The organism is Aurantimicrobium sp., assembly GCF_036667855.1.
Lineage (GTDB): Bacteria > Actinomycetota > Actinomycetes > Actinomycetales > Microbacteriaceae > Aurantimicrobium.
This window is the reverse complement of the sequence record NZ_JAVWTF010000074.1, coordinates 1-4,847: the sequence shown is the minus strand read 5'-3', so window position 1 is coordinate 4,847 and position 4,847 is coordinate 1. Positions and strand designations below refer to the sequence as shown.

Here is a 4,847-nt window from a genome sequence, read left to right as displayed (position 1 = left end):
GTTGACTACCGGACCCAATCCCTTGCAAACTTAGAAACGGCTCCCTATTAGAACTCCAACTTTTGGGGTTCAGTTCACTGAGGGGCTTTCTTGTTTTTGTCGCAGGTAGTGTGGTGGCTATGAAAGCAGTGCAGTTCGAGAAGTTTGGTGAACCACTTGTTGTGGCAGAGCTGGATACACCCACTGCGCCTGCTGGTGTCGTTGTTGTTCAGGTCAAAGCTGCAGGGCTATGTCGCTCTGATTGGCATGCGTGGCAGGGTCATGATCCCGACATCACGGTCTTTCCTCACGTTCCCGGGCATGAGTTTGCTGGCGTTGTGCACGAGGTTGGTTTAGGAGTTACCAACCTGAAAGTAGGGGACCGCGTTGTCTTTCCCTTTGTTTGTGGTTGCGGTGAATGTTCCTGGTGTGAAAGTGGCAATGCGCAGGTGTGCCCTGACCAGTGGCAACCTGGATTTAGTGGCCCCGGCACCTATGCCGAGTTTGTAGCGATCCCACGCGCAGACTTCAATGCTGTTGTGCTGCCTGATGAGGTTTCATTTGAGGTGGCTGCAAGCCTCGGGTGCCGTTTTGCCACCAGCTATCGCGCTATCAAGCATGTTGCCGAGGTTCAACCCGGTGAAACGGTAGCTGTGTTCGGCTGCGGCGGAATTGGTTTAGCCGCCATCATGATCGCCGCCGCATCGGGAGCAACCGTGGTTGCGGTTGATGTGAATGCTGCGGCTTTGGAGCTTGCGTCGCAGGTTGGGGCAACACATGTGTTCAACGCTGCTAAGGGCGACGTTGTGGTCGCAATCAAGAATGTTTTTCCTGAGGGAGTAGACGTTTCTGTGGATGCCTTAGGAAGCATTCCCACGGCGAAGTCAGCAGTGGAAAGCCTGCGTGTGCAGGGTCGTCACGTCCAGATCGGATTGTTGTTGCCCGCCAAGATCGGCGACAAAGCAACCGTGCCGATGCATGTGGTGATTGCCAAAGAGCTCAGCGTTCTGGGATCACACGGAATGGCAGCCGCTGCCTATCCAGAGCTGTTGGCAGATATTGCTACAGGTGTGATTGACCCAGGTCAGTTCATCACCCACAGAATCCCGCTGGATGCCGTGCCTGAAGCACTCGCCAAGATGAGCACCGGCACAGAGCCTGGCGTCACCATCATTCAGCCCTAGAACTGCTGGAACTATTTAGTGCAGTGCTGAGTTCAGCACGATGCCCACGCCCGTGCGTGAGGTGACCTCAACGGCACCGGTGAGGGAGTTTCGGCGGAACAACAGGTTGTTCACGCCAGAGAGTTCCTTGGCCTTGAGTACAGTGGTGTTCTCGCCATCAATGACGTTCACCTTGGTGCCGGCAGTGACATAGAGACCAGCTTCAACAACACAGTCATCTCCAATGGAGATACCGATACCGGAGTTTGCCCCCAGGAGCGAACGCTGACCAATCTTGACCTTCTCGGTGCCACCACCGGAAAGGGTGCCCATGATTGAAGCGCCACCACCGATATCTGAACCGTCGCCCACGACAACACCCTGAGAGATGCGGCCTTCCACCATCGAGGTGCCCAGGGTGCCAGCGTTGAAGTTCACAAAGCCCTCGTGCATGATGACGGTTCCGGGAGCCAGGTGTGCACCCAAGCGAACACGAGATGCATCCGCGATGCGCACGCGGTCTGGGGTTACGTAGTCGGTCAGGCGAGGGAATCGGTCGATTCCCTGAGCCTGAATGCCGGCACGCAGTAAGCGGGGGCGCAGCGCGGTGAAATCATCGGGGTGGACGGGGCCTGCGTTGGTCCACACCACATTGGGAAGCTGACCAAAGATGCCATCGAGGTTGATGGTGTTGGGCTGAACCAGGAGATGTGAGAGCAGGTGGAGACGCAGGTAGGCATCAGATGTGCCGTTGGCAGGCTCTGACAGGTTGATCTCGATGGTGACAGCTTCGAGCTTGACGTTGCGGCGGGCGTCTTCGCCTACGAGGTCTTCGATCTCGGCAGGAACGATCCACTTGTCGCGACCAGCAGGCAGTTGTCCCAGCTGAGGAGCGGGATACCAGGTGTCGAGAACGGTGCCATCGCCGGCAATAGTTGCCAGGCCATAGCCCCAAGCGTGCGTGTTCGTCTGCGTAGAAACCATGCCTCTAGATTACCGGCGATAAACTTGGCCTATGTCCTCTCACGCTTCGCTAGACCTGTCGCGCTCAAGCGTGGAGCTCACCGCCGATATCTGCAACATCGAGTCGGTCTCAGGCAACGAACAAACTCTCGCTGATGCGATTGAGTCAGCGCTCACTGGCTTACCTCACCTGGAGATCATTCGTAACGGCAATGCACTGGTTGCGAAGACAAATCTGGGTCGTGCGCAGCGCGTGGTGATTGCCGGACACATTGACACTGTTCCCGTGAACAACAACCTTCCTATTCGCTGGAGCGAAGACGAAGGCGCCGAGTGGCTCTGGGGTCGTGGCACGGTCGACATGAAGGCCGGTGTGGCTGTAGCAGTGAAACTGGCTGCAGAGCTCACTGAGCCCGCCTATGACATCACCTGGATTTGGTACGACAACGAAGAGGTTGCGTCTGAACTGAATGGCTTGGGTCGTCTGGCAGCCGTTTCTCCAGAACTTCTTCAGGCAGACTTCGCCATCTTGGGTGAACCTAGCAATTCCACCGTCGAAGGTGGCTGCAATGGCACCCTGCGCGTGGAGGTGCGCACGCACGGCGTGCGAGCACACTCTGCACGCGCCTGGAAGGGCGAGAACGCCATTCACAAGCTTGCACCTGCCCTTGCTGCATTAGCTGCGTATTCACCTGCCACAGTGACCGTGGATGGTCTTGACTACCGTGAGGGCCTCAGTGCTGTGGGGGTTTCTGGTGGCGTTGCCGGCAACGTGATTCCTGATGAGGCAGTGCTCACCGTGAACTACCGGTTCGCGCCAGATAAGACAGTTGCCCAGGCACTCGCTCATGTGGAGGAAGTCTTTGCCGGATTCGAGGTTGTTGTCACTGATAGTGCCGAGGGTGCTCGTCCGGGTTTGACCGCAGCGCTGGCCCAGGACTTTGTTGCTGCCGTTGGAGCTGAGCCCATGCCGAAATATGGCTGGACAGATGTGGCGCGATTCTCGGCACTAGGTATTCCTGCGGTGAATTTTGGCCCCGGAGATCCTTCCCTGGCCCACACCGATGATGAGCGTGTGCTCACCTCGCAGATTCTTGAGTGCGAGCGCGCACTGCGTAGCTGGCTGAGCAAGTAACTGGTTATCGGGGGATGACAAAAACTAGACTGCCGTGGTGGCTTCAGGTCACTCTGGTGTTCCTGTTAGGGCGTGCGGTGTCTACCGTCATGCTGCTCGCGTTAGCTGGCCAGCAGGCAGAAAATGCGTGGACGAGTGCTCAGCCCTCCCTCTGGGATTTCTCCACCATGTGGGATGGTCGCTGGTACAACATCATTGCGGAGACGGGGTATCCGCACGAGATTCCCTATACAGAGGACGGACACGTCGGAGAGAACGCGTGGGCATTCTTGCCTGCCTATCCCGCTATTGTGCGCGGACTCATGGTCATCACGGGCTTGCCATGGAGCATCTCGGGTGTGCTCATCTCGGTGCTGTTTGCGCTGGCGGCTTCCCTGGTCTTCTACAAGGTCCTGATCAAGCATGTGCCTGCCCAGCAGGCACTCTTTGCCATTGTGCTGTTCGCTGTCTCCCCGGTGTCACCGCTGTTCCAGCTGGCCTATGCCGAGTCGATGCAACTGTTCCTGATTGCTCTGGTGATCTTGCTCATGCAGCGCAGACTCTATGGCTGGGTTATTCCGGTGGTCATTGTGTTGTCTTTGACCAGGCCAGGAGCGTTGGCTGTGGCACTGGCGATTGGCCTGCACTGGATTTATCGCTATGCCAAGCGGAAGCGTTCTCGCTTCCCCACGCGTGAGCGAGTGCTGTTAGCTTCTGTGGCACTCATCTCTGCTGGTGCGGGTTTTGCCTGGATGTTTATCGCTGGTTGGGTAACTGGCGTTCCCACTGCCTATCTGGATACTGAACTGGCTTGGCGCTCTGCCTACATTGGCTACCAAGAACTCATTCCTTTCACCCCCTGGATTCACGCTGCCCAGTGGTGGACAACAAGCTTTGGTTATCCCGAACTCGGTGGCTACATTCTGCTCGGTGCTCTCGTGCTGGGTTTCTTTGTCTTCCTCTTCACCCCTGCGATGAAGAAGCTGGGCGTGGATGTTCGATTCTGGCTGGCCAGCTATGCGCTGTATCTGCTGGCAGTGTTCTTCCCACAGTCGAGCACATTCCGTCTGCTCGCGCCGCTCTTTCCTGTCTTGGGAGCCATTGCGGCGCCCAAGTCCAAGGTCTATCGCGTCATCATGGTGGTGCTGTTTATCGTCTTGCAGTGGGGTTGGCTCTTGATCTGCTGGCGTATCGATGGATACGACTGGAGTCCGCCCTAAAAAGCGTCCGAAACAACGGATTCCGAAGCGGTTTGAGGCCTTCATGTGGTTTTTGGGCACCAAACAATACGGGATAATAGAAGTACACAAAGTAAGTGAAAGGGGTGGCCTAAATGGCTGCAATGAAGCCACGGACCGGCGACGGTCCCATGGAGGCTGTCAAGGAAGGTCGCCTCATTATTGTGCGCGTACCTCTCGAAGGTGGTGGCCGTTTGGTCGTCTCCGTCAACGACGCTGAGGCGAAGGAGCTTCACGACGTATTGGCGAAGGTAGTTCCTGCCTAGTAAACAACTTCTTCGGGAAACCGAATACAGAAAACCCCCGCTCACTGTGAACTGCTCCCCAAAAGTTGGACTGATTAATCAGTATCCAATTTCTGGGGAGTATTTCTTTGCAACCAAATAGTTC

Annotated in this window: 5 protein-coding genes; 4 read left to right on the top strand and 1 reads right to left on the bottom strand. The window is 56.5% G+C overall.

Features of this window, described 5'->3' with window-relative positions; translation table 11 throughout:
* Positions 1 to 119: 119 nt before the first annotated feature.
* A complete protein-coding gene (locus tag RR877_RS09740; RefSeq protein ID WP_332551260.1) occupies positions 120 to 1,163 on the top strand; it encodes an alcohol dehydrogenase catalytic domain-containing protein in 1,044 nt (347 codons plus the stop codon).
* 15 nt (positions 1,164 to 1,178) lie between these two features.
* On the opposite strand, the gene dapD is transcribed toward RR877_RS09740, so the two are convergent.
* Positions 1,179 to 2,126, bottom strand: coding sequence for a 2,3,4,5-tetrahydropyridine-2,6-dicarboxylate N-succinyltransferase (gene dapD, locus RR877_RS09735; protein ID WP_332551259.1), 948 nt, complete (start codon positions 2,124 to 2,126; stop codon positions 1,179 to 1,181).
* Between the two features lie 31 nt (positions 2,127 to 2,157).
* On the opposite strand from dapD, the gene dapE reads away from it, so the two are divergent.
* The 3 genes from dapE to RR877_RS09720 all read left to right on the top strand — a co-directional run bounded on the left by dapE (position 2,158) and on the right by RR877_RS09720 (position 4,723).
* Entirely contained in the window at positions 2,158 to 3,240 is a 1,083-nt protein-coding gene (gene dapE / locus RR877_RS09730; protein ID WP_332619175.1) for a succinyl-diaminopimelate desuccinylase, read from the top strand.
* Between the two features lie 14 nt (positions 3,241 to 3,254).
* Positions 3,255 to 4,439 carry a hypothetical protein gene (locus tag RR877_RS09725; RefSeq protein ID WP_332619176.1) on the top strand — a complete coding sequence of 395 codons (1,185 nt, stop codon included), beginning with the start codon at positions 3,255 to 3,257 and terminating at the stop codon, positions 4,437 to 4,439.
* Positions 4,440 to 4,552: 113 nt separating this feature from the next.
* The gene (locus RR877_RS09720; protein ID WP_110233974.1) at positions 4,553 to 4,723 is read left to right on the top strand and encodes a DUF3117 domain-containing protein; all 171 of its coding nucleotides are present in this window, start codon (positions 4,553 to 4,555) and stop codon (positions 4,721 to 4,723) included.
* Positions 4,724 to 4,847: the final 124 nt, after the last annotated feature.